Source organism: Parasynechococcus sp. (genome assembly GCF_045559935.1).
Classification (GTDB): Bacteria; Cyanobacteriota; Cyanobacteriia; order PCC-6307; family Cyanobiaceae; genus Parasynechococcus.
In genome coordinates, this window is sequence record NZ_JBJLJL010000008.1 from 528,700 (window position 1) to 553,607 (window position 24,908).

28 protein-coding genes are annotated in these 24,908 nt (G+C 60.5%); 11 read left to right on the forward strand and 17 right to left on the reverse strand.

The window, feature by feature from the left end; genetic code table 11:
• The first annotated feature begins 44 nt into the window (after positions 1-44).
• Positions 45-1,082 (forward strand): glycosyltransferase family 2 protein, encoded by a 1,038-nt coding sequence (locus ACJ0G7_RS07265; protein WP_407395869.1) that lies wholly within the window; start codon positions 45-47, stop codon positions 1,080-1,082.
• A 6-nt stretch (positions 1,083-1,088) separates the two neighbouring features.
• On the opposite strand, the gene ACJ0G7_RS07270 is transcribed toward ACJ0G7_RS07265, so the two are convergent.
• From ACJ0G7_RS07270 to ACJ0G7_RS07280, 3 genes are all read right to left on the reverse strand, one after another.
• Positions 1,089-2,075 (reverse strand): RpoD/SigA family RNA polymerase sigma factor, encoded by a 987-nt coding sequence (locus ACJ0G7_RS07270; protein WP_043693859.1) that lies wholly within the window; start codon positions 2,073-2,075, stop codon positions 1,089-1,091.
• 205 nt (positions 2,076-2,280) lie between these two features.
• Positions 2,281-4,419 (reverse strand): polyphosphate kinase 1, encoded by a 2,139-nt coding sequence (gene ppk1, locus ACJ0G7_RS07275; protein WP_407395554.1) that lies wholly within the window; start codon positions 4,417-4,419, stop codon positions 2,281-2,283.
• A gap of 45 nt (positions 4,420-4,464) precedes the next feature.
• Positions 4,465-5,706, reverse strand: coding sequence for a tetracycline resistance MFS efflux pump (locus ACJ0G7_RS07280; RefSeq protein ID WP_043693856.1), 1,242 nt, complete (start codon positions 5,704-5,706; stop codon positions 4,465-4,467).
• 45 nt (positions 5,707-5,751) lie between these two features.
• Here ACJ0G7_RS07280 and ACJ0G7_RS07285 point away from each other — a divergent pair, with 45 nt between their 5' ends.
• The gene (locus ACJ0G7_RS07285; RefSeq protein WP_407395556.1) at positions 5,752-6,219 is read left to right on the forward strand and encodes a GNAT family N-acetyltransferase; all 468 of its coding nucleotides are present in this window, start codon (positions 5,752-5,754) and stop codon (positions 6,217-6,219) included.
• On the opposite strand, the gene ACJ0G7_RS07290 is transcribed toward ACJ0G7_RS07285, so the two are convergent.
• Both ACJ0G7_RS07290 and ACJ0G7_RS07295 read right to left on the reverse strand, forming a co-directional pair.
• Positions 6,180-7,250, reverse strand: a complete 1,071-nt coding sequence (locus ACJ0G7_RS07290; RefSeq protein WP_407395558.1) for an anthranilate phosphoribosyltransferase family protein — start codon at positions 7,248-7,250, stop codon at positions 6,180-6,182. The two genes, ACJ0G7_RS07285 and ACJ0G7_RS07290, sit on opposite strands and share 40 nt — an antisense overlap.
• Before the next feature lie 73 nt (positions 7,251-7,323).
• Positions 7,324-7,494, reverse strand: a complete 171-nt coding sequence (locus tag ACJ0G7_RS07295; RefSeq protein WP_043693846.1) for a hypothetical protein — start codon at positions 7,492-7,494, stop codon at positions 7,324-7,326.
• Positions 7,495-7,721: 227 nt separating this feature from the next.
• Between ACJ0G7_RS07295 and cynS the strand changes: the two genes are divergently transcribed.
• Positions 7,722-8,174, forward strand: coding sequence for a cyanase (gene cynS, locus ACJ0G7_RS07300; protein WP_371257669.1), 453 nt, complete (start codon positions 7,722-7,724; stop codon positions 8,172-8,174).
• Positions 8,175-8,230: 56 nt separating this feature from the next.
• Here cynS and ACJ0G7_RS07305 read toward each other — a convergent pair whose 3' ends face one another.
• The 4 genes from ACJ0G7_RS07305 to ACJ0G7_RS07320 all read right to left on the reverse strand — a co-directional run bounded on the left by ACJ0G7_RS07305 (position 8,231) and on the right by ACJ0G7_RS07320 (position 11,642).
• Entirely contained in the window at positions 8,231-8,956 is a 726-nt protein-coding gene (locus ACJ0G7_RS07305; protein ID WP_043693843.1) for a phage capsid protein, read from the reverse strand.
• A gap of 8 nt (positions 8,957-8,964) precedes the next feature.
• Positions 8,965-9,852: a formate/nitrite transporter family protein gene (locus ACJ0G7_RS07310; protein ID WP_043693841.1), complete on the reverse strand. Its 888-nt coding sequence runs from the start codon at positions 9,850-9,852 to the stop codon at positions 8,965-8,967.
• Between the two features lie 35 nt (positions 9,853-9,887).
• On the reverse strand, positions 9,888-10,022 hold the full coding sequence (locus ACJ0G7_RS07315; RefSeq protein WP_043693838.1) for a hypothetical protein: 135 nt from the start codon (positions 10,020-10,022) through the stop codon (positions 9,888-9,890).
• Positions 10,023-10,100: 78 nt separating this feature from the next.
• Positions 10,101-11,642, reverse strand: coding sequence for a ferredoxin--nitrite reductase (locus ACJ0G7_RS07320; protein WP_407395561.1), 1,542 nt, complete (start codon positions 11,640-11,642; stop codon positions 10,101-10,103).
• Positions 11,643-12,152: 510 nt separating this feature from the next.
• Here ACJ0G7_RS07320 and ACJ0G7_RS07325 point away from each other — a divergent pair.
• Positions 12,153-12,800, forward strand: coding sequence for a DNA mismatch repair protein MutS (locus ACJ0G7_RS07325; protein WP_407395563.1), 648 nt, complete (start codon positions 12,153-12,155; stop codon positions 12,798-12,800).
• A complete protein-coding gene (cobA, locus tag ACJ0G7_RS07330; RefSeq protein ID WP_407395565.1) occupies positions 12,797-13,585 on the forward strand; it encodes a uroporphyrinogen-III C-methyltransferase in 789 nt (262 codons plus the stop codon). The genes ACJ0G7_RS07325 and cobA overlap by 4 nt, the downstream gene beginning before the upstream one ends.
• Before the next feature lie 12 nt (positions 13,586-13,597).
• On the opposite strand, the gene moaB is transcribed toward cobA, so the two are convergent.
• Entirely contained in the window at positions 13,598-14,095 is a 498-nt protein-coding gene (moaB, locus tag ACJ0G7_RS07335; protein ID WP_407395567.1) for a molybdenum cofactor biosynthesis protein B, read from the reverse strand.
• 9 nt (positions 14,096-14,104) lie between these two features.
• Here moaB and ACJ0G7_RS07340 point away from each other — a divergent pair, with 9 nt between their 5' ends.
• From ACJ0G7_RS07340 to ACJ0G7_RS07350, 3 genes are read left to right on the forward strand one after another with little or no spacing between them, the layout of a single operon-like run.
• Positions 14,105-14,377 carry a MoaD/ThiS family protein gene (locus ACJ0G7_RS07340; protein ID WP_253912732.1) on the forward strand — a complete coding sequence of 91 codons (273 nt, stop codon included), beginning with the start codon at positions 14,105-14,107 and terminating at the stop codon, positions 14,375-14,377.
• A 3-nt stretch (positions 14,378-14,380) separates the two neighbouring features.
• On the forward strand, positions 14,381-14,851 hold the full coding sequence (locus ACJ0G7_RS07345; protein WP_407395569.1) for a molybdopterin synthase catalytic subunit: 471 nt from the start codon (positions 14,381-14,383) through the stop codon (positions 14,849-14,851).
• Positions 14,848-15,654 carry a hypothetical protein gene (locus tag ACJ0G7_RS07350; protein ID WP_407395571.1) on the forward strand — a complete coding sequence of 269 codons (807 nt, stop codon included), beginning with the start codon at positions 14,848-14,850 and terminating at the stop codon, positions 15,652-15,654. Before ACJ0G7_RS07345 ends, ACJ0G7_RS07350 begins: the two co-directional genes overlap by 4 nt.
• Here the strand turns inward: ACJ0G7_RS07350 and glp are convergent.
• Genes glp through ACJ0G7_RS07375 form a run of 5 tightly spaced genes read right to left on the reverse strand, consistent with a single transcriptional unit; the run spans position 15,627 to position 18,666 of the window.
• Positions 15,627-16,877 carry a gephyrin-like molybdotransferase Glp gene (glp, locus tag ACJ0G7_RS07355; protein ID WP_407395870.1) on the reverse strand — a complete coding sequence of 417 codons (1,251 nt, stop codon included), beginning with the start codon at positions 16,875-16,877 and terminating at the stop codon, positions 15,627-15,629. The two genes, ACJ0G7_RS07350 and glp, sit on opposite strands and share 28 nt — an antisense overlap.
• On the reverse strand, positions 16,861-17,337 hold the full coding sequence (moaC, locus tag ACJ0G7_RS07360; RefSeq protein WP_043693816.1) for a cyclic pyranopterin monophosphate synthase MoaC: 477 nt from the start codon (positions 17,335-17,337) through the stop codon (positions 16,861-16,863). Before moaC ends, glp begins: the two co-directional genes overlap by 17 nt.
• Complete coding sequence (locus tag ACJ0G7_RS07365; RefSeq protein ID WP_407395573.1) at positions 17,337-18,032, reverse strand: carbonic anhydrase; 696 nt, start codon at positions 18,030-18,032, stop codon at positions 17,337-17,339. Before ACJ0G7_RS07365 ends, moaC begins: the two co-directional genes overlap by 1 nt.
• Before the next feature lie 39 nt (positions 18,033-18,071).
• Entirely contained in the window at positions 18,072-18,371 is a 300-nt protein-coding gene (locus ACJ0G7_RS07370; protein WP_043693810.1) for a hypothetical protein, read from the reverse strand.
• A 25-nt stretch (positions 18,372-18,396) separates the two neighbouring features.
• Positions 18,397-18,666, reverse strand: a complete 270-nt coding sequence (locus ACJ0G7_RS07375) for a hypothetical protein (RefSeq protein WP_407395575.1) — start codon at positions 18,664-18,666, stop codon at positions 18,397-18,399.
• On the opposite strand from ACJ0G7_RS07375, the gene ACJ0G7_RS07380 reads away from it, so the two are divergent.
• Positions 18,650-19,117: a nitrate reductase associated protein gene (locus ACJ0G7_RS07380; RefSeq protein WP_407395576.1), complete on the forward strand. Its 468-nt coding sequence runs from the start codon at positions 18,650-18,652 to the stop codon at positions 19,115-19,117. The two genes, ACJ0G7_RS07375 and ACJ0G7_RS07380, sit on opposite strands and share 17 nt — an antisense overlap.
• On the opposite strand, the gene ACJ0G7_RS07385 is transcribed toward ACJ0G7_RS07380, so the two are convergent.
• On the reverse strand, positions 19,098-21,329 hold the full coding sequence (locus tag ACJ0G7_RS07385; protein ID WP_407395577.1) for a nitrate reductase: 2,232 nt from the start codon (positions 21,327-21,329) through the stop codon (positions 19,098-19,100). The genes ACJ0G7_RS07380 and ACJ0G7_RS07385 overlap by 20 nt on opposite strands.
• 82 nt (positions 21,330-21,411) lie before the next feature.
• On the reverse strand, positions 21,412-22,953 hold the full coding sequence (locus tag ACJ0G7_RS07390) for a NarK family nitrate/nitrite MFS transporter (RefSeq protein WP_407395578.1): 1,542 nt from the start codon (positions 22,951-22,953) through the stop codon (positions 21,412-21,414).
• Positions 22,954-23,224: 271 nt separating this feature from the next.
• Here ACJ0G7_RS07390 and ACJ0G7_RS07395 point away from each other — a divergent pair, with 271 nt between their 5' ends.
• Positions 23,225-23,809, forward strand: a complete 585-nt coding sequence (locus tag ACJ0G7_RS07395) for a molybdenum cofactor guanylyltransferase (RefSeq protein WP_253912731.1) — start codon at positions 23,225-23,227, stop codon at positions 23,807-23,809.
• Positions 23,806-24,849 (forward strand): GTP 3',8-cyclase MoaA, encoded by a 1,044-nt coding sequence (locus tag ACJ0G7_RS07400; protein ID WP_407395579.1) that lies wholly within the window; start codon positions 23,806-23,808, stop codon positions 24,847-24,849. The genes ACJ0G7_RS07395 and ACJ0G7_RS07400 overlap by 4 nt, the downstream gene beginning before the upstream one ends.
• The last annotated feature ends 59 nt before the right edge of the window (positions 24,850-24,908 follow it).

The window sequence follows — 24,908 nt, forward strand, 5'->3', positions numbered from 1 at the left end:
GTCTCTTTGTTTGTGTTAACATAAAAACAATGCTTTTGGTGGCGATGCTCTCTCTCAAGTTGGTTGCCATTGCCAAAGACGAAGCCCCCTATCTCGCGGAATGGATTTTTCACCATCTTTATCTTGGTGTTGATGAAATTGAGATCTATATGAATGGCATTACAGACAATAGTTATCGCATTATTCGCCGAATTTCTGCATCTTCGAGCCGCGTTAAATTTGTCCAGGCTGATGAATTGCTGCTGTTATCAATGAAGGCAAAGAAATCTTTTCAAGTAGCCATGTATGATCATGCAATCAAGAATGAAAAGGCATCTCGCAAATTCTCCCACCTTCTGTTTCTGGATATCGACGAGTATCTGATGCCAGCTGAGTTTGGGATGGGTATTCGCAGTTTGTTGCGCCAAAACCAAAGAGCAGATGTTGTTTCTTTTCTATGGCATTCGGATCTTCCTTCTTTGCAGCGCCCTTCATTTTCACCTGTTTTGAGCAGATCACTGTGGATGAAGAAAATGTGCCAGATGAAATCGATGTGTCGACTTAATGGTGCTGTTAAGGGCTCTAAAATCCATACTTTTAATGTTTATCAGAAAAAATCACACCAGGCTGATTTCCGATTGAGTGATGGTAGTTCTCCAAAGCTCAACGCTACGCGCAAACGAGTTTCCAGTTCAGATCTTGAGAGGTTGTCGGGTAAATTTGAACCATGGTTTGTTTACCATAGAGTGTTCAGAAGCCATGATGAATATTGCGCTTCTCTCGTGAAAGGGCGCTTGCATCGAAATAATCGTCAGCCCATTAAAGATAATCGTTACGGATATTGTATTGAGGTTGATGGAGAAGATCTGGGACGTTTCCATGGAGATCCGATAGAATACCGAATCAATTGGTGGCATCAAATCTATTATCAGTGGTCGTATTCTTGGTTTGTCAGACGCCTTGGCTTGAAAAAGCTGATCAGTGAAGGTCAGTCATTCACAATGCGTCGCTATCGAATACTTGAAAAGTTGATCGATAGACAACCTGAATTGCAACACCGTTATCGCACACAACTGAGATCCACTCGTTTTGAGTTGAGCTGATGGTTGTCAGGCTGCTTGCTGGTGGTTGGTCATGGTTCTCAGTTTGAGAATCGCTTTGGCTTCCAGCTGACGCACTCTTTCCCGGGAGACATTGATCTGTCGACCGATCTCCGCAAGGGTGAGTGGCTCTTCACCACCGAGGCCGAACCTCAGGCGCAGGATCTTCTGTTCGCGCTCATTGAGCTGGGACAGCCAACCGCCCAGATGTTCCTTTTGAATGCTCCGATCCATTCCTTCCATCGGCTCGTCACCGTTCGGATCTGCGATCAGTTCGCCAAGGGTGCTGCGATCCTCTTCCCCGCGGGCATGGGCATCGAGAGAGGCGCACGGAGCACTCTGGGAAATGAGATCCTCGAGCTCCCGAGGTTCGATTCCCATGGCGTGAGCCAGCTCCAGACGGTTCGGTTGACGACCGAAGCGATGCGACAGCTCACGGGAGATGCGCCGCATTTTGGACAGCTTCTCGCTGATGTGAATCGGCAGACGAATGGTGCGGGCACTGTTGTCGATGGCCCGGGTCATTCCCTGACGGATCCACCAGTAGGCGTAGGTGGAAAATTTGTAACCCATGGCCGGATCGAACTTGTCGACCGCGCGCTCCAGGCCGATGGCTCCCTCCTGAACCAGGTCCAGAAGCTCCAGGCCCTGATTCTGGTATTTCTTGGCGACGCTCACGACGAGCCTGAGATTGGCAGCCATCATGCGATCCCGGGCACGTTTGCCCATTCGGATGCGATGGCGCTGTCGTGCTGTCAGTTCGTCTTCAGCAAGCTCCTGGAGCTGCTTCATGTCCTGGACATGGTGAGCAAGCTCAATTTCCTCGGCTGCAGTCAGCAATGGGATACGCCCGATGCTGCTGAGATAAAAACCGATGGAATCAGTGGCCAGACGACCACCCTGACGCGTAGATGATCGCCGTCCTGCGGACGGCAATGCAGGTTCCTTCCGTTTCGACTTTTCAGTCGTATCGGAAGATTCCAGAGGGATCCCCATCACCCTGGTCTCCTGAAATAGATTTGCGCTGAATTTAGCACTCACACTGCCGATCAACTCCTTCGAATCCGAAGATTTTCAGCAGTCGCCCATCAATCGCCCCTTTTTGTTGATCGGGTTGCAATTTTCCTCAGGTGATGAGGGATGTCTCGTGCAATCCAGTAACACCAGGCACAGTAACTTTGCGCTTCTTCATGTCATCCGATCAAGACAGCTCGATGCCCCGGCTCCACTGCTCGATCAGTTGCAACTGGGAATTACGCTCGTCCTCTCCTTGGTTCGGTCGTCGTTGCACAAAGCTTCCGTCGCTCTGCATGTCCCAGGCCCCTCGGTTGTCTCTCAGATACAGCTCCAGCAGCCGTTCCAGCTTCAGGCGCAGTTCAGGTTCTTCCACCGGTGTCACCGCTTCGACGCGGCGGTCGAGGTTCCGCGACATCCAGTCGGCACTGCCGATGTAGGCCTCCGGCGCGCCACCGTTGGCAAACCAGAAGATGCGTGAGTGCTCGAGAAACTGACCGATGATGCTCACAACGCTGATTGTTTCACTCATTCCTTCGCGACCCGGGTACAAGCTGCACATCCCCCGAATGATCAGTTCGATCGTCACCCCTGCTTGAGAGGCTTCGTACAGCAGATTGATGATTTCGGAGTCCACCAAGGAGTTCATCTTGGCTTTGATATGCCCTTGCCGGCCCTCCCGGGAATGTTCGATCTCACGGCGGATCAGCGACTCCATCCCCTTCCTCAGGGTGACCGGTGCCACCAGCAGGCGCCGGAAGCTCTGCTGTTTTGAGAATCCTGTCAGGTAGTTGAACAGCTCCACAAGGTCCTGACCCAGCTCGGTTCTGGTTGAGAGAAGACCCAGGTCTGTGTAGAGCTTTGACGTTTTTGAATTGTAATTACCTGTTCCGATATGGACGTAACTTCGTAGCTTGTCTTGCTCCTTACGAACAACGAGAACAATCTTTGTATGAGTTTTGAGGCCAAGCACTCCGTAGATGACATGGACTCCGGAACGTTCCAGATGGCGTGCCCACTGGATGTTGTTGTCTTCGTCGAAGCGGGCTTTCAGTTCCACGAGGGCCATCACCTGTTTGCCGTTCTCAGCGGCGCGGATCAGAGCCGCGATGATCGGTGAATCCTTTGAGGTGCGATACAGCGTCATCTTGATCCCCATCACCTGGGGATCGTCGGCTGCCTGGTTGATGAATTCTTCGACGGTGGTGGAGAAGAGTTCGTATGGGTGGTGGAGAAGGATGTCCTGCTGACGCATCACCGCGAAGATGTTCTCGAATTCCTCCGGCTTGATGGCACCCTCCTCGATCAGGTGCTGCTGTGATCTGGCGAGCATTGCCGGGGTCAATCCGGTGTGTGATTTGTTCTTCAGTTGAGGCAGCGGCAGGCTCGTCAGTCCGAACAGATCATCCAGTCCCAGGGGGCCATCGATTCTGTAAAGGTCCTCTTCCTCGACGGCGAGACCGGTGATCAGCATCTCCACCACGTCTTCCGGCATCTCGTTGGGAACCTCAAGGCGCACCACCTCTCCTCCCATGCGGCGTTTGCGCAGCCCCTGCTCCAGAGCCAGCATCAGATCGTCGGCTTCAAGGTCACGCAGTTCGAGGTCGGCATCGCGGGTGACCCGGAAGAAGTAATGCCCTTCAACGGTCATCCCGGGAAACAGCAGCTCCAGGTTGAAGGCGATCACCTGTTCAAGGGGAATCGCCGTGTGAATCGGTGCCGGTTCGGCATCGCTCAGTTCCGATGGGATCGCGACGAATCGGGGCAGATTCTTCTGGGGCACCTTGACCCGCGCGAACTGACGTTCTCCGGTTTCAGGATCGTGGATGATCGCTGCGACGTTCAGGCTGAGGTTGCTGACGAACGGGAAGGGGTGGGCCGGATCCACTCCCAGGGGCGTCAGCAAGGGGAACACCGAGGTATGGAAGGTGTCGTCAACCCAGTTCTTCTGGGCATCGTTCAGCTGGACGTACTCCAGCAGGTGCACCTTGTGTTTGAGCAGCTCGCTCTTCAGATGCAGCCGGTAGTGATCCTGTTGTTGCTGCAGCAGGGGGATCAGGTGTTCGCGGATCGTGAGCAGCTGCTCCAGCGGCGTTTTGCCGTCTTCACTGGGGCTGGTGATGCCTGCCTCCACCTGGGATTTCAGGGAGGCCACCCTCACCATGAAAAATTCGTCGAGGTTGTTGCTGAAGATGGCGCTGAACTTGGCCTGATCCAGCACTGGTGTGCGTTCATCCAGTGCCTGAGCCAGCACACGCTGGTTGAAGGCGATCCAGCTCAGTTCCCGGTTGATGTAGGCATTCTTGGGGAGGACAGCTGCACTCATGGTGGGGTTGTTGGTCGCAACGCGCCGTCCCGCGAAACGTAGCAATCATGAGCTGCTGACACTGTTCTCCTGACGCATCGGCAGAGGACTTCCTGCGACCAGAGCGATCACGATCAGCAGCAGCAGGCCGGCGCCTGCGAAGGGACTGGCAGGGCCGATCAGGTCGTAGCTCAGACCTGCCAGAGGCGGTCCGAGAAAACTGCCGAGGCTCTGCAAGGCCTGGAGACTTCCGAGAGCGGCACCCTGCCCCTCCTCCCCCAGCCGTCTGGACACAAGGCTGCGCAGGCTCGGTGTCACCAGGCCAGTTCCGAAGGCCAGGATGCCGACAGCAAGAAAAATCGTTCCGGGCTGATCCGCCGAACCCAGAGCCGGAATCATCAGACAACCGGCGATCACCAGTCCCAGGCCGAGCAGGGTCAATCGCCATTCTCCAAACCGCTTCACCAGGGGGCCGATCAGGCCTCCCTGCACAACCGTTGCGACGACGCCGACCACCAGAAATGCTGTGGTGGCCAGTTCAGGCCCCCAGTTGAAGCGCTGCTTGAAATACAGAACAAGGATCGCCGTGAAGCCGTTGAAGGCCAGAAAGAACAGGAAGAAGCTGGTGCACAGCCGGCCGACGCTGACCTGGCTCATCACGGTGCCGATCCGCGCGAAGGGGTTCAGGGCACGCCGGTCGGGAAGGGTCCGCCGCGCTTCCAGCGGATGGGTTTCCGGCAGCAGGCTCAGCACCACAGCCAGATTCAGCAGGGCGAAGCCCGTCGCCACCCAGACCGGCAGCGAGACGTTGATGCCTGCCAGGCGACCCCCGAGGAACGGTCCGGCGATGAACCCGAGGCCGAAGGCCACACCGATCAGTCCGAAGGCACGGGCCCGTCGCTCCGGAGGACTGATATCCGCCAGCACGGCGCCTGCTGTGGCTGCGGTTCCCCCGCTGATGCCATCGATGATTCGTGCAGCGAACAGCAGCAGCAGTGGAATGGATGCCCCCTCAGACCAGGGCAGGCTGATCGTGAGTGCGAACAGTCCCAGGCCGACCACCGAACCGGCGACGCAGATGGCGATCACCGGGCGGCGCCCATGGCGGTCGCTGAGTGCACCGATCAGCGGTGTGACGAGAAACTGAGCCAGGGCATAACTGCCGGCCAACAGTCCGAGGGTGCGGCCGTCCGGCGCAAAACGAGCCAGCAGGAACGGCAGCAGCGGAAACACGATGCTTTCGCTGAGTCGATCGTTCAGCAGCGTCAGAAAGGCGCTCAGCAGGGTGGGAATGCGGAGACGCTGCAAGGGGGCTGTGAGTCGAGGAGACTCACATTCCCACAGGCCAACGGCATGGCCCTGCGACCGATCCACTCCGGCGACCACCAGCTGCTGCGGGAGATCTACGCGGATGCGATCGAAACCCAGGCAGCGCTGCTTTATACCCCTGAGCAGGTGAGGGCCTGGGCTGCTCTGGCCTGGTTGCCGGGCGTCCTGGATCGGACGCTGAGGGAGGGGCACGGCTGGATCAGCGGGACGGATGCCGCGTTCGCCATCCGCGATCCCAGAGATCGCTTGTCGTTGTTGTATTGCCGCGGTCGGGAGGCCCGTCGGGGCCATGGCAGTGCCCTGCTGGCGCAGATTGAGGACGATGCCAGATCGGATGGCCTGGAACGGCTTCGAACGGAGGCGAGCCAGCTGAGCCGACCTCTGTTGGAGCGGCGAGGTTGGCTGGTCCTGGCCTCCGAATCGATCACGATCGGCGGGGTGCCCTTCGAGCGTTACCGGATGGAAAGGTTGCTGCGCCAGCCCCGCAGTTGATCCAGACAGTCCATGGCGTTGCCGTCCTGCAGCGAGGCCTCGGCGCGCGACACCCCTGCATCCAGCGTTTCACTGATCCCTGAGAACCACAGGTAGGCACCGGCATTCCAGCGCACGGCATCCCGGAGGGGGCCGCTGTTTCCAAGGGCGTCCAGGGCCTGGGTCTTCCAGGTGCTTTCGTCGGACCATTCGACATCGGCGTCGTGGCAGCCGTGATCGCGGGGGTGGAGGATCAGGCGTTCCGCCGCACCGTTTCTGACCCGAGCGGTGATGCAGGCCCGGCCGATCGGAAGATCCGTTCCGCCTTCCAGTCCTTTCACCGTGAGCAGATCGGTTTCTCCGGCGAGTTTCAGGGCTTCCCAGGCTCGGCTTTCCGTGGGGGGATGCACGAAGCCGCTCACCAGAAGATGCTCACCCTCATGAGGGGTCCACAGCAGTTCAAGGCTGGCGACGGGGGGGCGTTTTCCCAGCTCCTCTCTGTAACTGATGAGGCTTTCGGCGATCGGGAAGTGATCCGGCTGATGGATCAGTGCAAAACCGTTGCGGTCGAATCCGTCCTGCACAGCTGTGAGAGGTAGACCACCGAGCTCGAGATCGAGGGCTCGGAACAGGTCGATCGCCGTGACGCCGTACTTGATCGGCATGCGGTTGCCGCCCTGCAGAACAACCGGTTGGCCGCAGGCGAGCAGCACCAGGGCTGTGAGCGGGTAGATCGGTGCGGTTCTCGTCCGACCGTCGAACGGCATGCCGAAGCACAGCGGAGACCTCTGATCGGCCTTGCTTCTCACCACCGGGCCATGGATCCGGTAGGTGTCGAGCATGCCGGTCAGTTCCTGAGGCTCTGGCCGTCGGATGCGGTGGGCGATCAGAAAAGCACCGATCTGTGCCGGTGTCGCCTCACCCTCCAGCATGAGGTTGAGGGCGTCAGCGGCCTCCTCACGGCTCATGCCCTTGCTGGTGTGCTCGCCGCTGCCGACCTTGCGCAGGTGTTGCTTGAACCGCTCGCGACCGCTCAATACTGTGCTGGTCACCTGAGGGCAAGTCTCTGACGGCAGTGTTCAGGAGCGCCTGGGCCTTTGGAGGTAGTGGTTGTTACCAATCGATTCAACCCGTGGGTAAGACACTCAATCCATCAAAACTGCCATGGCGTGGATGGCTGGGGTTGTGACGGCCATCCGCGTAGTAGAGGCGTTCCAGAACGAGATTGGTCGCCGGTTGTGTTTGGAGGTGTTGGCTGAGAAACAGAGAGGAGATGGATCGGAACAGTTCACTCATCGCCCTACAAGCATCACTCGACCATTTCACCAGTTTTCAAGGGCTCACGGATGTGACGGATGTTTCGGAATCGAACTCTGTTTTTGGTAGTTATTGCTGCATTTTGGGATCAATGATGACGCAACAGTCGAGCCGCTGCTGAGACATTCCACCTTGGAATGCTGCATTGAAGCAGTGCACTGTTGTTTCTCTTAAGCATGACTGTTTCCGCCATGTCCACCCCGTCGCTGGCCGCGCCCACGCAGGCCACGGTGACGGCCACTTTGATGGCTGCCAAGAAAGCCAAGGGTCTCAGCTTCGCTGATCTCGAGGCGGCCATGGGTCTCGATGAGGTTTGGGTGGCCTCTCTGTTTTATGGACAAGCGACTGCATCGAAAGAAGAGGCTGAGAAGCTGGCAGAACTGCTCTCTCTCGACCCGGCAATGACTGCTGCGATCCAGGAGTTCCCCACCAAGGGAAGTCTCGAACCGGTGATTCCGACTGACCCGCTGATTTATCGCTTTTATGAAATCATGCAGGTTTATGGAATGCCTTTGAAAGATGTGATTCAGGAAAAGTTCGGTGATGGCATCATGAGTGCTATTGATTTCACCTTGGATGTGGAAAAAGTCGAAGATCCCAAGGGTGATCGCGTGGAGATCACCATGTGCGGGAAGTTCCTGCCTTATAAGAAGTGGTGATCAACGGTTGATTGAGGGGGTTTATCGACCAGGGCTCAGCATCGCTGAGCCCTTTTTTATTGTCGGAATTGCTGCTTCAGCTCGCGACTTGCGAGTTCACGACGTTCATCATCTTCAAGGGTCTGGCTTAACTCCATCAAGTGGTGCCGACTCGCCGGAGTGGCGATGCAACCAAGAGCGCGGAAGGCTGCATCTGCTCCAGTGATGGATCCGTATTGGCAGATTTCTGCCAGGCGGGCGCTGATCGATTCACCATCACGGCGCTGAAGAACGCGGATGGCCGCCACCACCACGGGATCTCGAAAATCCCTGATCGCACCGTCGCAGAACGTCAACAGTTCGCTGTCGCTGAGACGGTGTGCCCGAAAGCTCAACAGTTGCAAACCGGCAAGGCGCTGCTGCTGGCCGGGATGGTTCAGGCAACGGCTGATCACCGAGCCTGGAATCTCAGATCCCCAGCATCCCAGTGCCTGAACGACAACCAAGTTGTCATCGTCGTCATCCGATGCGTTGTCCAGCATGGTGAGCAGCCAATCCCGTGCTTGGGTCTGGTGGCAAAGACCAGCTGCCATCACCAGCTCTTTCTGAGCCCCGTGGCTCTGCAGAAGCTGCTCGATCTCCGGCCAGCCACGTTCCGCCAGCATTCCAAGTTTTTCGCAGAGGGCCCAGCGCAGCTCAGCAGAAAGGCTGGGGGAGTACACCCCCCCCAGCCAGTCAGGCTCCAGAGGAGCCCGTCGTGATTGCGCGAGTCGCTCCCAAAGAGCGGCTTCGTCCAAGCTCATCAGTTGATTCAGCGAGCTCCCAGCTCAGCAGCCAGTTCACGTTCGAGTTTGTCATCGTGCTCTGTGGGAAGCACGTTCTCCATGGTGGTGCGGTGCGTGCTGTAGAAGAGCATGCCGATGAACACCATGCCGCCAACGATGTTTCCGATGGTGACCGGAAGGAAATTCCAGAAGATCACCTTGGTGAATGGCACTCCCGATCCAAGAATCGGACCTGCGGTATGAAGGAACTGGTTCACAACGATGTGCTCCATGCCCATCGATTGGAACGCTGTGATCGGAAGCCAGCAGGCCAGGATTTTGCCGGGGACGCTCTTGCTCACCAGGGCCATGGTGACGCCGAGGCAGACCAGCCAGTTGGCCACGACTCCCCTGAGAAAGGCAAGGAAGAAGCCCATGCTGCCGAGAGCCTCGTATTTCTTTTCGACGTTGATCTGGTTGAGAGCAATGATTTTCTGAGCCACGGCGTCCCAGATCGGTGGTCCGACGTTGTCTGCCGCGCCGTCCATGGTGCCGCTGGTCAGGCTGATGGCCATGATCAGTGCCACAACAGCGGTGCCGATCCAGTTGCCGATCCACACCCAGATCCAGTTGCGGAACGTGGCGGGCCAGGAACTTTTCCCTGCCCATGTCGCCATGGGAAGCAGGGCGAAGTTGCCGGTGACCAGTTCCATTCCGAACAGAACAATGCTGGCGAACCCGAAGGGGAACAACAGAGAGCCGACGAAAGGAAGCTTGGTGAGGATGCCGACTGTGAGAGCAAGGATCACAGCCAGTCCAAGAATGGCTCCGGAGTAGAAGCCACGGATCAGCAGGTTCTTGATGCTGACCGTTGATTTCTTGCCGCCGGCGGCGATCATGCCATCAACGAGCTCATTGGGAAGGACGTAGTCCATCGAATCAGTGTGGAAGGTGATTGAAAGGTTTGGATTCAGCCGCTGATGTGATTCATCAGGCGGGAGAACGGATCAGAGCTGCCGCCCTGACGATTGATGGAGGCTCCGTCCCGACCGCTGGCGCTCAGCCAGTTGACGAAACGAGAGAAAAAATCGCTGCGGTTAGCCATGGAAGAGGGGGGAGGGGGGAGTGGTCGAGAGGTTGAGCCGTGGCTTCAAAAGGAAGCGCCACGGCGTTGAGGCATCGATCAGTTCCGTGGCGTGGCACCGAACTGTTCGATCAGCACCTCCTTCAGGACGGCTTTGACCTCATCGGCTGGAATTGCTTTTCGGTGGATTTCTCCGATGGCAGGGTTCGGACCCTGAGAGCCGCCGAGCGTCAGGGTGTAGCCCTCTCCCATCTCTCCGTCGCTGTTCTTGGCCTTGGTGCCGGTGAGACCGATGGCACCCATGTAGGCCTGGCCGCAGGTGTTCGGGCATCCCGTCCAGTGGATCTTCAGCTCTTCGGGAAGATCCAGTTCCTGGTCAAGTTCCTGAGCGGCTGCAAGTGCCTGGTCCTTGGTGTTTGTGAGGGCGAATCCGCAGTAGGTGCTGCCGGTGCAGGACACCGTTCCGGCGGCGATCGTGCCGGGCTGAAGCGGGAACCGCTGCAGCAGAGGATCGGCCTTGAAGGCGTCGATTCTGTCGGTGGAAAGTCCCACGAAGATCACGTTCTGGTCTTCGGTGAGGCGCACTTCACCGCTGCCGTAATCAAGGCTTGCTGTGGCCAGATTCTGCAGATCCTGTGCTTTCAGGCGCCCGACCGGAACATGCACACCTGCAAAGGACAGGCCGTCCTGTTTCTGAGGATGGATGCCGTAATGGGACCGTGGTGTGGTGTCGAAAACGGAACCAGGGTCGGGCGTGAGGGGTCCGAAGCGTTCCTCGACCATGACGCGGAACGCTTCCAGACCGACCTGATCCAGATAGAGACGGAAGCGTCCTTTCGGACGTTTGTCGCGTTCACCGTTGTCGCGCCAGATTTTGATCACGGCATCCGTCATGGCGCAAATCTGATCCGGCTTCACCCAGGCATTCAGTGGAATGGCATAGGCATTCATCTGAGAGGACAGCACTCCGCCGATCCAGACTCCGAATCCCATGACGCCATCCTTTTCCACAGGGTGAAAAACAATGTCGTTGTGAAGGAGAAAATTATCCTTGGCACCGGCAACAGCTGTATTCCACTTGCGCGGAAGGTTGGAGAATTCGGGGTTTCCCTCGCAGTTGTTGGTGAGAAAATTCTGCAACTCCGACGTGTATGGCCTGGTATCAACGATTTCGTTGGGGTCGATGCCGGCGATGGGGTTTCCGGTGACGTTTCTGGGATTGTCGAAGCCGGATTGAATGGTGCTGAGGCCTGCTTCCTTGAGTCGTTTCAGAATTTCAGGAAGGTCCCCCAGCAGCACACCTCGAAGCTGGAGGTTCTGTCGGGTGGTGATGTCGCAACTGCCCTGCTCTCCGTAGCGTTCAACGATGGAGGCGACGATTCGCAGTTGATGCGCCGATAACACTCCATTCGGAACCCGCAGGCGCAACATGAACTTGCCCGGTGTCTTCGGACGCCAGAACATGCCGAACCACTTCAGGCGTAATTGCAAATCTGTTTCATCAACCTGTTCCCAACCAAGCTCGGCAAATTTTTCAATCTCGCTGCCGACAAGCAAACCGTCTTTGGCAGCCTTGTTCTGCTCGATTTTGTTGAGCTTCTTGCCATCCAGATACGGCCTGGAAGGAGAGCTGATGGTCATGAGCTTTGTAAGGATAGGGCGGACTGATCGCTCAGATAGAAAGCGCTGATCAGCTGAAATGGCCCGAAGACCTGCAGCACTTCAAAAAGAAGGGAGTGCTGGGACTATGGAATTAACGCCTGTAATCCAGGCTTGGTCCGTATCGAATCGAACAGTTTTTGCGGAGAGTGTTGAAACTGCCTTGCCTGTTCGATTTGTTGTCTTCGCTACATCCTGTGACTCCCGTCGAGCCGTAAAAGACTTTCTTCCTGTGAGTCAGTATTGGCGTCCGACTTCGCCAACCATCCGCACAGCGCCAGCTCGGAGCATTTGCCAGACACGCTTCATCGCGGCGAAATCCCTGTCAAGTTCGCTGCGTCTGAACGCGTCTCGGTTCCTGGGGCTGTACCTGGTGTCACCCCGTTCCAGCGGTTCCCGGTAGGAACGGCTCTCCAATGCAGCACGATTGACGTTGCGTCGAGGCGCCATGGACCCGGCAGAGTTCAGAACACTCCGATGACATCAGTCGGCATGGCCATCAATCCGTGGCCGTTGCTACGGAACAAGTCTTCGGCCCGTTCCTCGCGCGCGCTGCGCCTGGTGGTGCATGGCCGCAGCGGCGGTGAAGTGCCTGTCTGCCTGACCACGCTGGTCGCGGTGCTTCAGCAGCGACGATCCTCTCCCGTTCAGTTGGAAGTGCTGACGGCCGAAGCTCCTGAACCCTGTCCGACTGCGAGCACCTGGCTGGTTCCTCTTCTGCTCTGGCCCGGTGCCCATGCGCGCATCGATGCTCCTGCCATCCGTCAGCGCCTGAGGGCTGAAGGGAAGGAGGTCACCATGCTTCCCTTCCTCGGTGCCTGGCACCACTGGTGGGATGCAGTCGCGGCTGCGCTGGCTGGACTTGACTCCAAGCGGCCTGTTCTTGTTCACCACCCTTTGCGTTCTGGAGTTGCCGATCGTTTCCTGGCCGGGTTGACGGACCGGCTCGGGTTGCCGTTGCTGCCGTTTGACCGCCTGGAGGATCATCGAAAGACCGATCCCGAGGCTCAGCCTCTGCCTCTGACACTGGCTCCGAATCGGATGACGGAAGCCCTGCGCGAGGCTGGTGGGCTACCCCCCCTCCTCGAGCATTCCCTGACTCGTCAGGCCCTGATCGAACTGTTAGCTGCTCTGCCGTGACGACCGCTGAACATCCAGGAACCGTTTATCTGGTCGGAGCTGGCCCCGGTGATCCGGAGCTGCTCACCGTCAAGGCTCAGCGTCTTCTGAGCCGTTGTGATGCGCTGGTCTATGACTCGCTGGTGCCGGAGGAGGTGCTTGATCTCGTGCCGGAGAGCTGCGAGCGCCGTTTCGTCGGTAAACGGCGTGGCCACCATTCGGTTCCGCAGCCCAGCACCAACGCCGTGCTGCTGGAAATGGCCCAGAGGCACGCTGTTGTGGTCCGGCTCAAGGGAGGCGACCCCTTTCTGTTCGGTCGGGGTGGGGAAGAGGCCGCTTACCTCGCCGACCGCGGCATTCCTGTGCAGGTGGTTCCAGGGGTCACGGCCGGCATCGCTGCTCCGGCCTATGCCGGAATTCCCGTGACCCATCGTCGGGCAGGTTCCTCCGTCACCTTTGTCACCGGCCATGAGGAGATCGATAAGCGTCGTCCGTCGGTGAACTGGCGTGCACTGGCAACAGCCAGTGATGGATTGGTGATCTACATGGGTCTTCACAACCTGCCGCGCATCGCTGAGGAGCTGATGCTCGGTGGTCTGTCGGCGGAGACCCCGGTTGCTGTGATCCAGCAGGGAACTGTCTCCGGCCAGCGGTGTCTGAGGGCACCTCTGGCGCAGGTCGCAGCCGAGACCCGCTCCCAGCAGTTCAAATCCCCGTCGATCGTTGTGATCGGCGAGATGATTGATCACCAGGTGGAGGCCTGCATGCCAGTGCCTGCAGCGGTCACCATGCCGATCCCGTTCTGAGGCGCTGGGCCTTCATTCCCGCAGACGGGTTCGCAGCTGAGCCAGGTTGCAGGGGCGGGTTTGCGGATCCAGCTGAGCGCGGATCAAGCGGTCCCAGGCTGTTGTGACCGCATCCAGAGATCCCGGCAGCACGAAGACGAACGTGCCGTTGGCGACGCCGGCCAGACATCGGCTTTGCAATGTGCTCGTGCCGATGCTCTGGAAGGACAGCACCCGGAACAGTTCGCCAAAGCCGTCGATTGTTTTGTCCAGCAGGGGGGCGACGGCCTCCGGTGTGCCATCTCGGCCGGTCAGCCCGGTACCGCCGCTGCTGATCACCACGTCGACATCGGCATCGGCGATCCAGCGGCTCAGTTCCGCTCGGATCCGATAGCGGTCATCGGGGCAGAGAGCTCGCTCTTTGAGCCGATGGCCGGCGGCTTCCAGGCTGTTCTGCAGGTGATCACCGCTGGCGTCATCGGCGAGGGAACGCGTGTCGGAGATGGTGAGCAGGGCGATGGAAAGGCCCAAGGCACAGCGGTGCAGAGCCCGGACGCTAGAACCGCATCAGATGAGAAGGCCAGGGTGCTGCGGGTGTTGCTGTTCGCCTCACTGCGGGAACGGGCCGGTTGGGAGGAGCGGACGCTGCCGTTGCCGTCGGAGTCGCCGACGGCGCGGCAGGTTTGGGAGGGTCTGCACCTGGGTCCGCTTCTGGGGATCAGCATTGCCGTGAATCAGCAGCTGGTGGATGCCGATCAGCGGCTCAAAGCCGGGGATGAACTGGCCTTTCTGCCCCCGTTCACGGGGGGGTGAACCATGGCCACCGTTCAGGTTGAGATCCGCATGGCCGCCTTCGATCCCTGGCAGGAGCTGTCTGTCTGGGGTGGGCATGCTGCGGCCAGTGCGGTGTTCATCGGTCGGGTCCGGGCGACGGCCATGGATGGTCGCGTTCTGCAGGCTCTCGAACTTGAGCATTACCCCGGCCTGTGTGAGCGGTTGCTTGAGGCGATGGCGGAGCGGTTGCGGCAGACCCACGCAGCAGACCGGGTGTTGGTGCTGCATCGGGTGGGCCGCTTGTCGCCGGGTGAGCCGATCGTGTTGGTCGCGGTGGAGGCGGATCATCGCGGTCCAGCTCAGCGCTGCGCTGCGGATCTGTTGGAGGAGCTCAAGCACCGGGCTCCGTTCTGGAAGCGGGAATGGTGCGGTGATCAGGGGGTCTGGCTGAACAGCAACACATCGCTGTGGGCTTCAGATTCCAGAGCCAGGGGACTGTCGCCAGAGCCATGACTGATCAATGGACGCTGAACCGGCTCAATTTCGCGGGCGATTGGCAGGGACGGGGCGCCTGGTTTGGTCGCGATGCAGCGGGACGCTTGGATCTCGCCTCGCCGAATCGTGTGATCGACCCAACGCGCTACCGCATCTCATTCCCAGACGACGACAACGGACGATGGGACGGGTCAGGTTTGATGTTCGCCAAGGGTGGCCACGCCAGTTATGCCATCAGCCGGGCGTCGTACAACGCCGGCGGGGGGTGCTGGCAGTTTCAGGGGGCCGGTGGGCAATCCAGCCTGTCGCTGGACCCGCAGCGGCCTCGCTTTGGTCATGAGATCAATCTGTTCAGCGGCCGTTCCCGCTCGATGCTGGTGCTGCTCTGGGAGTGGACGGATAGCCATTGGTGTCTGCACACGGTTGGTGCGGTTGCTTTCCGGTGCCGCCAGTCCATGGAGATGGAACAGGTGCGACCCGTTCCTGATTCGGCGGCGGCGCTGCTGGAACCGCTGAGGGGTTGGCGGGGGACTGCGGAACAACTCAGGCCTCAGCAGGGAACCGACGGTCGTGTGCGTTTGCTCGGTTCAACGACGTTTGCGCCAGAGCAACTGCTGCGCTCCTCCTGCTCTGCCGTCATGCCGGATGGTCTGGTCTTCTCCGTCCCTGAGGAGCTTCCGGGAGGCGCTTTTCAGCTCGAGATCGGAGGCCTGCTCAGTGCTGAGTTGTTCCAGCAGATCAGCATTCAGGTGGATGCCGATGGTCGGCTGATCACCTGGGAACGACGTCGTTTTCAGAACAGCCTGGGTCGCAGCAGCTGAGCCCAGAGGCGTGTGCCGGATTCCAGGTGATCTGCATCAGCAGGAATCTCCAGCAGCAGATCCGCCTGTTGGAGTGACCCGATGCGGGAGGACGCCTGAGACCCATTCACCCTTGCCAGAAGGGTTCCATCGTCTTGGGTCTCGAGTCGGGCTCTTGCCAGCTCAGGTCGGCCCGGTCGACGTGCCAGCGGATCGGCCAGTTCAACCTGCAGACGAGGAAACAGTTCCGGTTCGCTTTGTCCCTCCAGTTTCTGGAGCGCTGGCCACAGCAGTTGCAGAGCGGTGATCGCGGCTGCCACAGGGTTTCCGGGCAGTCCGAACAAGGGAACGCCGTCTCCCAGGCAGCCGAAGGCGAAGGGGCGACCTGGCCGCAGGAACAGTTTCCAGAAGTGCACCTCGCCGAGTTCGGCGGCAAGTTGGCGGATCCAATCGCTGTCGCCGGCAGAGACACCTCCCGTGCTGACGACGGCATCGCAGGTGATCGCAAGGTCGCCGAGGGCCTGTCGCAGGGCATCGGGTTGATCCGGCACCACGCGGCGGTGGTGAACGGTCTGGCCGAGCGACTGAAGCATCGTCTCCAGCAGCGTGCCGTTGCTTTCCCAGATGGCGCCGTTCGGTCGGACACGCCCAGGTGACACCAGTTCATCTCCACTGATCAGCAGGCCGATCCGTGGCTGCTGCCACACCTTCAGCTCAGCGACTCCGCAGCCTGCGAGGCGCCCCAGATCCGCCGGTCCCAGGCGCTGCCCTGGGGTCAGCAGGATGTCCCCTTGAGCGCATTCTTCATCGACACCACGGATCCAGGGCCTGTCCGAGGCGTCCTGGTTCAGGGCGATGCCGGATCCGCACACGGTGACCAGTTCCTGTGGCAGGACCCAGTCGGCGCCATCGGGCAACGCAGCGCCGGTGAGAATCCGGATCGCCTCCCCGGTTTCGAGGCTGCCGTCGAACGGTTGGCCAGCGGCGGAGAGACCCTTCAAGATCCAGCGTTCTCCGGGTTGGGGCTGGCTGGATTGCCCCAGGGCGTAGCCGTCCATGATCGAGGCTCGAAAGCCCGGTACCGACTCCCGAGCGAGCAGTGTCTCAGCGCTGATGCGACCGCGAGCCTCGGCCAGCTTCAGCGATTCGCTGCGGTTCAGCGGTCGGATCGCATCCAGCACGCGTTGACGGGCCTCAGCGAGACCCAGACCTTCGCGGCCGTACGGCTCAGCGGCTCCAGGCACCGTTGCGCCCCCCATCCTTGTGCTGCAACCGGACGGCTTCGATCGTCATGCCTGGATCCACGGACTTGAGCATGTCGTACAACGTCAGCAGACCCACGGAGACGGCGGTCATCGCTTCCATCTCGACGCCGGTCTGACCGATCGTGCGGCAACGGCAGCTGAGGGTCAGCCCAGGCAGCGCTTCGTCGGCTTCGATGGTCACCTCCATGCCGCTCAGGGGCAGGGGATGGCACAGAGGGATGAGTTCCCAGGTGCGTTTCGCGGCCTGAATGGCAGCCACCCTGGCCACGGCGAGCAGATCTCCCTTGGGGGTCTCGCCGCGGCGGACCATCTCCAGTGTGGAGGCCATCATCCGGATCGCACCGCTGGCATGCGCTTCGCGGCGGGTGGCGGCCCGGTCGCCCACCTCCACCATGCGCACCTCGCCCTGTTCGTTGAGGTGGCTGAGATCGTCGGCCATCAGATCAGGATCACCGCACCGCTGGTGAGGTCGAAACAACTGACCACCAGTCTCATGCGGCCGTCAGCTTCCGCCTGACTCAGCAGATCACTCTGTTTCAGAAGCTTTGCCGCGGTTCCCCTCGCATTGCGTCTGATCGCCTCATCGAGGGTCGTGCTGTCCGAAATCTGCTCCCGGATCGGGTTCAGCAGTCGTTCCAGTGATGGCGACAGATCATCACCGCCCATGGCAGAGGTCACCGCACCGCAGCCGCTGTGGCCCATCACCATCACGAGGGGGGTGTTGAGGACACTGACGCTGTATTCAACTGAGGCGATCGCTTCCGTGAAGGCGGTGTTGCCTGCATTGCGGATCACGAACAGTTCCCCGGGCGTGGTGTCGAAGATCCAGCTGGGGGAGACCCTCGAATCGGCGCAGGTCAACACCGTTGCCCAAGGCTGTTGACCATCGATCAGATCACCAGGGGGATTGAAGCAGCGGTTGCCGTGGAGCTGAACGCTGAGGTCTGTTGCGGGGTTGGCCGCAGCGTCCCGCCAGGCCCGGCTGAAGCGCCGGTTGCCCTCCATCAGCGCCTGCAGTGGATCCTCCGGTGAGCAGAACCTCGATTCAGCTGCTTCTGCCACCTGCACACCTGCAAGCACAGCCACACTGAGGCCCCCACAGGCGTTCAGCAGCTCTCGGCGTTGCATCGGCATGCCGGCACCCTATGCAGGCCGGCATGCCGGGGGTGTCAATCAGCGTTCGCCGAGAGTGGACCAGAGCGTGGCTTCGGAGCCGACCACCGGTTTGATGGTGACCGTCGGTGCTTCCGGGATCGCTGCCACGCTGCCTGCCACGGCATCCCGCTCACCGAGGGGGGACCAGAGGGTGGCGGGGCTGGCGATCACAGGCTCAACAGCTGCTGCACCACCCTGGATGAGGCTGGTTTGGCTGCGGACCAGTTGAACGGCCAGGGAACCGACGATGAAGGCTCCGAGGAAACCGGCGGCCACCGTGATCGGGCTGCGGCCTGTGGAGACAAAACTGTTGGTCAAGGCTGAAACCTCACGGATGTGAGTTTCAGTATGGAAACAATTGGTGTTCCCCGCTACTGAATGGAGAGAAGTTGGTAGCGGATTTAACGGTTCTTACAATTTCAAAGGTGGCTGATTCATTCCGCGCTCTGCTTTCGGCGGTCACCCAACCGTGTGACATGCCGAGCAGCATTCCAAGGGAGATGGCGAAGCGCACAGATGCAATGTTGTTACAACCTGAACATCTCTGATCGCCTGCATCTTCGTTGTCATCATTGACACCGTTCAGCGCTTGATTGATGGCCCGCAGCAGCATGTCCGCCAGCCATTGTTTTGCCTTCGAACAGGACTTCATCGGCACTTGGCGCTGCATTCCTCTCTGCGTGCGCCGCAAGCTGGATCTGGTCGGTGTGAAGCTGAAGCTCAGCCATTGGCTCGCTCTTTCGCAGCGTCAGCGCCAGGCCCTTGTGGATTGGTCAGACGCCGCCGATGCTCTCGATCAGATGCGCCAGCACCTGCGAACCATTTCGCGGGAGATGGCCGATGGCATCGTCAGAGATCTTCCGCCGGCTGTCGATGAGCCCTGGCAGCAGGGAACCGCGCTGCCGGATGAGATTCACAGCGCTGCTGAGGCAAGGGGCGTGGACCTGACGCCACAGCAGTGGGCAGCGATCAGTGAGCTGGATCGCTTTGCCCTGTGCAAGCTGGTGCGGCCCGGGCATGACCACCACAATCTCGAGGCTGCTCTCAGCGAAGTGCTGGGGTGAGCAGACGGCGCAACCCGTCCAGCCGTCCTTTCTCCTGCTCCATCGGTTTCACCACGGAGACGGCCGGGGCAACGATCACCGCGCAGGCCTTCAATTCCGGCTGCTTCGACACAGGACAGGCCTGGTCGTGCATCAGGGTGTTGGCTTCACAGGCCTTCTCCTGGGTGAAGCCCCAGTGCATCGGCAGGAAAACGGTGCCGCGTCGGATGCGATCAGTCACGTGAACCGTCGCGGTGAGATGGCCGCGGCGTGAGCTGATCGCTCCAAGCTCCCCGTGACGCAACTTGAGCTCCTGCGCGTCCTCCGGATGGATCTCCAGCAGCGGCTCCGGGTGCATGGACTGCAGCCGTTCCACCTTGCCGGTGCGGGTCATCGTGTGCCACTGCCCCAGATAGCGCCCCACTGTGAGCACCAGCGGGTAGGTGTCGCAGGGCGGTTCCGCCAGACCGAGCGGTTGCTCGGTGCAGAAGCGAGCGCGTCCGCTGGGGGTGGCGAAATGCTGGTCGCAGTACAGCCGTTTCGCTTCAGTGCCAGGCCTGCAGCCTCTGGGAAAGGGCCACTGCTGAGGTCCCTCATTGTTGAGCAGGGCATGGCTGAGGCCACTCACATCACAGAGTCGGCCTGCGGTGAGCGTTGTGAATTCCGCATACACCTCAGCCGCTGATTCGAAGCCGAACTGCTCGGCGTAGCCCAGCCGGCGACCCACCTCGGCAAACACGTCCCAGTCCGGACGGCTCTCACCGAAGGGTCGTCGGAAGGCCGGGCAGTAGGTCACCCGCCGTTCGGAATTGGTCATGGCACCGGCCTTTTCGCTCCACTGGGCAGCGGGCAGCAGCAGGTGGGCGTAATGGGAGGTCTCTGAATCGGCATAGGCCTCACTCACCACCACCAGGGGGCAGTTCCCCATGGCGGCCTTCACACGGTCCAGGTCCGGCATGCTCACCAGTGGATTTGTGGCGGCGACCCACCAGAGATCCAGTTCGCCCCGTTCCATCGCCTCCACCTGCTGCCAGGCTGCCAGCCCTGGTTTGGCGGAAATACGGCCAGCCGGCAGGTTCCAGGCCTTCTCCACGTCGGCGCGGTGGTCAGTGTTGGTCACCAGCCGATATCCGGGCAGCAGGTGAGACAGTCCGCCGGCTTCGCGACCACCCATGGCATTCGGCTGGCCTGTGAGCGAGAACGGACCAGCTCCCGGCTTGCCGATCTGGCCGGTGAGCAGGTGCAGGTTGATCAGGCCGCCCACCACTGCGGTGCCTTCCCGCCGCTGGTTCACCCCCATCGACCAGAGGCTGAGCACCGTTTCGCGCCGGTGAAACAGAGCGGCCACCTCCCGCAGACGTTTCTCGGGGATGTGGCAGAAGCGGGCCACCCGCCTCGGAGTCCAGCGGGCAGCCACGTCGAAAAAGGCGTCGTAGTTGTCGGTGTGGTCGTCGATGAACGTGGCGTCCTGTCCGTTCTCGCGCAGCACGAGGTGGGCGATCCCGTGCAGCAGCGCCAGGTCACTGCCCGGTGCGATCGGCAGGTGAATGTCGGCGGCTTTGGCGGTGTCGGTGCGGCGTGGGTCCACCACCACGATTTTCACGCTGCCGGGATTGCGTTTTCTGCGTTTCAGCAGTCGCTGGAACAGCACCGGGTGGCATTCGGCCGTGTTGGTGCCGATCAGGAAGGCCACGCTGCAGTGATCCAGATCCTCGTAGCAGCACGGAGGGCCGTCCGATCCCAGGCTGCGGGTGTAGCCGGCCACAGCCGAACTCATGCAGAGCCTTGAGTTCGCGTCGAAATTGTTGGTGCCCAGCGCACCCTTCAACAGCTTCTGGGCGAGGTAGTAGTCCTCGGTGTGGAACTGCCCTGAGCCATACATGGCGATGGCATCGGCGTTGCCGCGCCTCGACACGCTGCTGCGGATCTGGTCGGTGATCCGACCGAGAGCATCGTCCCAGCTGATCGGGGCGAAGTCGTCCTCGAGGCTGCTGCGGAACAGGGGCTGACGCAGCCGACCTCTGGCCAGGGTCTCTCCGACCGTTGCCCCCTTGATGCAGACCTGTCCCAGGCTGGAGGGATGCTGCCGGTCGCCACGGGCGGTCCACATCGGGTTGCCTTCGGCGTCCCGCTTCACCGCCTGGCCCTTCACAGCCGGTGGAAGGAGTTCGAGGCCACAGCCCACACCGCAGTACGGGCACTGACTGCGGACGCTGCGGGGACCGTCGCTCATCTGGACAAGGGATCAAGAACGAAACCCGGGGCCGAAGCCCCGGGCTGATGGGCAGTGATCAATCGCTGCCGATGGAGGTGGCTCAGGCCACTTCGCCTTCGTGGAGTTCCGCGAAGGAACCCTTGGGCTCCTTGAGGAAGAAGAAGCAGAAGAAGGCCACGATCAGTCCAGCCACGCCCAGGATCTGGAAGAAGGCGCTGTTGGAAGCCGCGATCACCTCGGGGGTGGGTTCGCCGCCACCGCCCATCCACATCGGCAGCAGGCTGAAAATGGTGAGGTAGGTCACAGCGCCGACGTTGCCGTAGGCGCCCACCAGGCCAGCCACCTGACCGGTGACGCGGCGCTTGACCAAGGGCACCAGCGCGAAGGTGGCGCCTTCACCGGACTGCACGAAGAAGGAGGCGAGCATGGTGATCACCACGGCCACAAAGATGCCGGTGGAACCGGAGAAGGTGCCCGGCTTGATCATGCTCATCACCAGATAGCCGATGCCCAGGCCGGCGGTGAGGAAGCCCATGGTGTTCTTGCGGCTGCCGACGCTGTCGGAGATCAGACCACCGGCGGGGCGGGCCACCAGGTTCACAAAGGCGAAGCAGGAGGCCAGGATGCCGGCGGTGGCCTTCGGCAGATCGAAGGTGGTTTCGAAGAAGGTGGGCAGCATCGACACCACGGCCAGTTCGGACCCGAAGTTCACGATGTAGGTGAGCTCGAGAATCGCCACCTGGCGGAATTCATAGCGGTCTTCCTTGGGGTAGACCTTGGTGCCGAGGATCAGCTCGCGGTTGGTGCGGATGATGCCCCATGTCTGGAACGCGAACCAGACGGCCACGGCACCCAGGGCCAGGGGATAGGTGGCCGGCGTGAGGAAGCCCACCTTCTGCAGGCGCCAGCAGAGCACGCAAAGGATGGCGGCGAAGGGCACATTCATGCCCAGCAGGCCCCAGAAATCGCGCATTGAGGTCACTTCCAGACCAGCGGTCCGTTCCGGACGCTGGTACGTCTTGCCCGGGGGGGTGTCGGTGACGTTGAAGAAGTAGAAGACGCCGTACAGCGCCGAGATGATGCCGGTGAGCGCGATCGCACCGCGCCAGTTGAGAACAGCACCGGTGGGCAGTTCAAAGCCGCCGGAGAAGGAGAGGAAGCCGGCGAGGGCGACCATGGTGAGGGCCGAGAAGGCGGAGCCGAAGTTGCCCCAGCCGCCATAGATGCCCTCAGCCAGGCCGATTTCCTTGGGCGGGAACCATTCGGCCACCATGCGGATGCCGATCACGAAGCCGGCGCCGACGATGGAGAGCAGCAGACGCGCCACCACCAGCTGGTTGAAGTCCTGGGCGGACGCAAACAGCAGGCAGGGAATCACCGAAAAAACCAGGATGCTGGAGTAGGTGATCCGAGGCCCGAATTTGTCCAGCAGCATGCCGATCAGCACGCGAGCCGGAATGGTGAGGGCCACGTTGCAGATGGCCACGGTGCGGATCTGACCAACGGTCAATCCGAGATCCGCTTTCACGGTGGTGGCCAGAGGGGCCAGGTTGAACCAGACCACGAAGGTCAGGAAGAAGGCGATCCAGGTGAGGTGGAGGGTGCGGTACCTGCCCTGGAACGACCAAAGGTCGCCAAGCATTGAGAGGAGAAATGTTGAAACCGCGGGCTTCAAAACGAAAGGGTGCCCGTGGGTGGCGAAACGGTCGAAAAATATCCGTTAAGTGGCGCATTCAACCAATGTGCGATGAATCTGTTGGTTTGATTGGTTACCAACTGGCTGGTTTCTGTGCTCCGCCACACATTGAATCGACTGATGATTTTGATCAGGATATTTTCTATGGATCGATCTGGTAACAAGCACTACTGCAAGACCACGGCGTCCTAGATCTTCCATAACTTCATTCGCTGGCGTGAATCCACTTCTGCAGGTGTGTCTGCTCAGTGGTGGCGACAGCCGACGCATGGGACGCGATAAGGCGTTGTTGCCTCATCCCGATGGTGGTGTCTGGCTCACGGCGATTGTGGATCAGTTGCTGCCCCTTGAACTCCCGGTCCAGGTCGTCAGTCGTCATCAGACCCATGCCGATCAACTGGCGCATCGTTCCGACGTGCGTGTTCTGTTGGAACCGCCGCCCTGGAGCGGGCCGCTGAATGCCCTGGCCAGGGTGTTGCCGTCGACACCGGGGCAGGCGGTGCTGGTTCTTCCTGTGGATATGCCGCGACTCAGAACGGACACCTTCAGGCAGTTGATCATGGCCTGGCAATGCAGGCCGGATCGGATCGCCGTTGCGCATGACGGCGAGCGTCTGCAGCCACTTCTGGCGGTGATCCCATCGGGGGCACCGTTTCAAACGGCCCTCATCGAGCAACTCACCGCCGGCCAGTGGCGTTGGCTGGACTGGTTGGACCGGCTGCCGCTGCAGACGGTGCGATTGCCGCGCGATGTGCTGCTCAATGCGAACCGACCCGAGGATCTGGCAGCGTTGACCCCATGACCAGTGAGCCATCGGTTGCTGATCAGCGTTCTCGGACGCTGGGTGTGTTGCGGTTGTCGTTAACAGCCCGCTGCAATCTGAGCTGCCCGTACTGCTGCCCCGATGCGGAGGATCCTCCAGGCCTGCTGAGTCTGGAGCAGCAGTTGCGTCTGATTCGGGTTGCCTGTCGTCTCGGCGTGCACACCCTGCGGCTCACCGGGGGTGAACCCCTGCTGAGTGACCGCTTGCTCCCTCTGCTTCAGCAGATCCACAACGGACGGGAGACGCTCGGTGATCCTCTCAACCGGTTGCGCGAGGTCGCTCTCACCAGCAACGGCGTGCTGCTGACGTCCGAACGGGCGACGGCACTTCGTGCGTCCGGTCTGGATCGGATCACCGTCAGTCTCGATGCTGTCGATCCAGAGGTGGCGGCGCGCATGGCCGGCCTCCGTGGCGGTGTTCCGGCCGGTGAACGCCTCCTGCAGCAGGTGTTTGCCGGGCTGCAGGCTGCCACGTCAGCCGGTTTTGATCCTGCTGCCGGTGGCCTGAAGCTCAATGCCGTGATTCAGCGGACTGTGAATGACGATCAGTTGATTCCCCTGGCGGATCTGGCGCGGCGCTGGGGGCTTGAGCTGCGTCTGATCGAATTCATGGATGTCGGCAATCGCAACGGCTGGCGTCCGCAGCAGGTTCTCCCGGCCGCTGAAATGGTGAAGCGCATCGGTGCGCGGTGGCCGCTCCAGCCGCTCGGTCGCCCTGTGAGCGGTACAGCGCGGAGCTGGCGTTACGCCGACGGTGGAGGCTGCCTCGGTGTGATCGCCTCCATCAGTGAGCCCTTCTGTTCGGATTGCAACCGTTTGCGCGTCACGGCCGATGGCCGTGCCTTCACCTGTCTGTTCGCAGCGGAGGGCACGGATCTGACCCCGGTACTGGACGTGGAGTCAGACCTCGAGCGGACCATGGCCGCTCTCTGGCATCGGCGAAGCGATCGCTACAGCGAGGAGCGTCATGGCAACGCTGATTCAAACCATCATGCGGAGATGGCCTATCTGGGGGGCTGAACCGTCGCTGTCGCGACCATTTCCCAAGGCTTCTCCCGTTACAACACATGCAGTGTTCG

Bases quoted from the DNA above. Each gene is read 5' to 3' on its own strand.
- ACJ0G7_RS07265 (WP_407395869.1), top strand. From the start codon at position 45: ATGCTCTCTCTCAAGTTGGTTGCCATTGCCAAAGACGAAGCCCCCTAT.
- ACJ0G7_RS07270 (WP_043693859.1), bottom strand. From the start codon at position 2,075: ATGGGGATCCCTCTGGAATCTTCCGATACGACTGAAAAGTCGAAACGG.
- ppk1 (WP_407395554.1), bottom strand. From the start codon at position 4,419: ATGAGTGCAGCTGTCCTCCCCAAGAATGCCTACATCAACCGGGAACTG.
- ACJ0G7_RS07285 (WP_407395556.1), top strand. From the start codon at position 5,752: ATGGCCCTGCGACCGATCCACTCCGGCGACCACCAGCTGCTGCGGGAG.
- ACJ0G7_RS07295 (WP_043693846.1), bottom strand. From the start codon at position 7,494: ATGAGTGAACTGTTCCGATCCATCTCCTCTCTGTTTCTCAGCCAACAC.
- ACJ0G7_RS07305 (WP_043693843.1), bottom strand. From the start codon at position 8,956: ATGAGCTTGGACGAAGCCGCTCTTTGGGAGCGACTCGCGCAATCACGA.
- ACJ0G7_RS07310 (WP_043693841.1), bottom strand. From the start codon at position 9,852: ATGGACTACGTCCTTCCCAATGAGCTCGTTGATGGCATGATCGCCGCC.
- ACJ0G7_RS07315 (WP_043693838.1), bottom strand. From the start codon at position 10,022: ATGGCTAACCGCAGCGATTTTTTCTCTCGTTTCGTCAACTGGCTGAGC.
- ACJ0G7_RS07320 (WP_407395561.1), bottom strand. From the start codon at position 11,642: ATGACCATCAGCTCTCCTTCCAGGCCGTATCTGGATGGCAAGAAGCTC.
- ACJ0G7_RS07325 (WP_407395563.1), top strand. From the start codon at position 12,153: ATGGCCATCAATCCGTGGCCGTTGCTACGGAACAAGTCTTCGGCCCGT.
- ACJ0G7_RS07345 (WP_407395569.1), top strand. From the start codon at position 14,381: ATGGCCACCGTTCAGGTTGAGATCCGCATGGCCGCCTTCGATCCCTGG.
- ACJ0G7_RS07350 (WP_407395571.1), top strand. From the start codon at position 14,848: ATGACTGATCAATGGACGCTGAACCGGCTCAATTTCGCGGGCGATTGG.
- moaC (WP_043693816.1), bottom strand. From the start codon at position 17,337: ATGGCCGACGATCTCAGCCACCTCAACGAACAGGGCGAGGTGCGCATG.
- ACJ0G7_RS07365 (WP_407395573.1), bottom strand. From the start codon at position 18,032: ATGCCGATGCAACGCCGAGAGCTGCTGAACGCCTGTGGGGGCCTCAGT.
- ACJ0G7_RS07380 (WP_407395576.1), top strand. From the start codon at position 18,650: ATGGCCCGCAGCAGCATGTCCGCCAGCCATTGTTTTGCCTTCGAACAG.
- ACJ0G7_RS07375 (WP_407395575.1), bottom strand. From the start codon at position 18,666: ATGCTGCTGCGGGCCATCAATCAAGCGCTGAACGGTGTCAATGATGAC.
- ACJ0G7_RS07385 (WP_407395577.1), bottom strand. From the start codon at position 21,329: ATGAGCGACGGTCCCCGCAGCGTCCGCAGTCAGTGCCCGTACTGCGGT.
- ACJ0G7_RS07390 (WP_407395578.1), bottom strand. From the start codon at position 22,953: ATGCTTGGCGACCTTTGGTCGTTCCAGGGCAGGTACCGCACCCTCCAC.
- ACJ0G7_RS07400 (WP_407395579.1), top strand. From the start codon at position 23,806: ATGACCAGTGAGCCATCGGTTGCTGATCAGCGTTCTCGGACGCTGGGT.